Raw genomic sequence first — 2,493 nt, 5'->3', positions numbered from 1 at the left:
AAACCCCAATTTGTGACTTTAATTCACCGGCGGTTAATTTTGAACTAAAAGGTGTTGATGGAAAAATTCATACGCTAGACAGTTGTAAGGGTGAAAACGGCCTATTGGTGATGTTTATTTGTAATCACTGCCCCTATGTCAAGGCTATTATTGATCGTATTATTCGTGACACTCAGGCGCTTAAAGATATGGGCTTAAATACGGTTGCTGTTATGTCAAACAACCCTGATGAATATCAAGAAGATTCATTTGAAAATATGCAAAAAATCGCCAAAGATATGAATTTTCCATTCCCGTATTTAATCGACGAAACTCAAACAATTGCCAAGGCTTATGGTGCTGTGTGTACACCTGATTTCTTTGGCTTTAACTCAGACTTAGCACTGCAATATCGCGGTCGACTCGATGCCTCAAGAAAAGAGTCTGCTGCAACCGATGTAAAACGCGACCTATTCGACGCTATGAGCCAGATAGCTAAAACTGGCCAAGGGCCTAAAGAGCAAATTCCATCAATGGGCTGCTCAATCAAGTGGTATTAAATATAATAAAAAACTAATATAACATAGTTAGCGTATAATTGCGGTCTTTGCCTGTCTTATAATTCCGTATGTCTGAAACAAACAACAAAAACCAGCCTTCAATAAAATTTAGTGACTTAGGTCTATCTAATTCTATTCTGGGTGTGCTAGATTCTATCGGCTACGAAACCCCTTCTCCGATTCAGGAGCAGTGTATCACTCACCTGTTAAACGGCGAAGATATCATTGGACAAGCTCAAACTGGTACAGGAAAAACAGCAGCATTCGCTCTACCGTTATTAGACAATATTGATCTTAACCTAAATGCGCCTCAATTATTAATCCTAGCACCCACGCGTGAATTAGCGATTCAAGTTTCAGAGGCTGTTCAGACTTATGCGCGCGGCATGAAGGGTTTTCATGTGCTTCCTATTTATGGCGGCCAATCTTATGATGTTCAACTGCGCCCTCTAAAACGTGGCGTACATTGTGTAGTAGGAACGCCTGGTCGTGTAATGGATCACATTAAGAAAGGCACCTTAAAATTGGACAACATTAAATCTTTTGTTTTAGACGAAGCAGATGAAATGTTAAAAATGGGCTTTATTGATGATATTAAATGGGTCATGGAACGCCTTCCAGAGCAGCGTCAAATTGCACTTTTTTCTGCCACCATGCCAAGCATCATTAAGCGCGTTGCAGAGAAATTTCTAAACAATCCAAAGGTTGTTAAAGTAAAGACTAAAACTGAAACAGCTACAAATATCGAACAAAAATATTGTTTAGTTGGTGGCTTGAGTCAAAAATTAGACGCGTTAACCCGAATTCTAGAAGTGATTGAATTTGATGCAATGATTATTTTTGCTAGAACCAAAACATTAACCGTGGAACTAGCTGAAAAATTATCAGCCAGAGGGTTTGCTGCTGAAGCCATCAATGGCGATATTCAGCAAAGTCAACGTGAGCGATTAATCAATAACTATAAAAAAGGTAAGATTGATATTCTAATTGCAACCGATGTGGCTGCTCGAGGTCTTGATGTGCCACGCATTTCTCATGTTGTTAATTATGACATTCCTCAAGATGCGGAAACTTATGTACACCGAATTGGTCGTACTGGTCGTGCAGGTCGCTCAGGTGAAGCAATTTTATTTGTGACTCACCGTGAACGTCGCATGTTGAACAATATTGAGCGTGTCACTCGTCAAAAAATTGATCCAATTGAATTGCCAACAGCAAAAATTATTAACGAGAAGCGTGTTGATACCTTTAAGAAAAAAATAACTGAAACCCTTAGCAACCAAGATTTAAGCATTTTTGAAAAGCTAGTGGCTGAATTCCAAGAGGCTAATGAAAACAGCTCTCATCTTAAAATTGCTGCAGCATTAGCTCATATTGCCCAGGGTGGCGAACCTTTGCTAATGTCTGAACAAGAGCCTAGTTATGGTCGAAACCAAAAACCAGGCGAGGAAAAAATAATCTCTGTTGAGGCAACTCAGTTAAAAGATCATCCACAAATTCCAATGCGTCGTTACAAGCTTGAAGTAGGCAATAACAACAACATTAAGCCTGGCAATATTTTAGGTGCTATTGCCAATGAAGCGGATATGGATAGCGAATACATCGGTTCTATTCAAATTTTTGACAACTGCTCAACAGTAGACCTGCCAGATGAAATGCCGGACGAGGTTTTTAAATTGCTACAAAAAACTGTGGTTAATGGCAAGCGCCTAAATATCGTAGAATTAACTGACAAGAATAATAAAACAACCGTTGGCGGATCACAAGGCGGCAAAAGAAACTTTGGTCGTAAAAAATTCTCTAAAGATGGGCGTGGCAATGGCCGAAATGGCAATGGTGGTGGTCGTAATAAAAATGGCGGTCGCGGTGGTAGAGATGGTGGCCGTGGTAGCGACAACAAAGGCGGCAGAAAGCCAAAATTTTCTCGCTCAAAACCAAAGAACAAATCCTAACT

General features: G+C 40.0%; 2 protein-coding genes. Both read left to right on the top strand.

From position 1 onward, the window contains the following. A partial coding sequence (locus tag PSN35_RS00840) for a thioredoxin family protein (RefSeq protein ID WP_300028332.1) occupies positions 1–539 on the top strand: 539 nt, incomplete at its 5' end. Between the two features lie 68 nt (positions 540–607). Continuing rightward, positions 608–2,491 carry a DEAD/DEAH box helicase gene (locus PSN35_RS00835; RefSeq protein WP_300028330.1) on the top strand — a complete coding sequence of 628 codons (1,884 nt, stop codon included), beginning with the start codon at positions 608–610 and terminating at the stop codon, positions 2,489–2,491. The last annotated feature ends 2 nt before the right edge of the window (positions 2,492–2,493 follow it).

Source organism: Candidatus Thioglobus sp. (genome assembly GCF_028599055.1).
Taxonomy (GTDB): domain Bacteria; phylum Pseudomonadota; class Gammaproteobacteria; order PS1; family Pseudothioglobaceae; genus Thioglobus_A.
This window is presented reverse-complemented; position numbering and strand designations above follow the sequence as displayed.

Coding starts and splice junctions, on each gene's coding strand:
- PSN35_RS00835 (WP_300028330.1), top strand. CDS start 608: ATGTCTGAAACAAACAACAAAAACCAGCCTTCAATAAAATTTAGTGAC.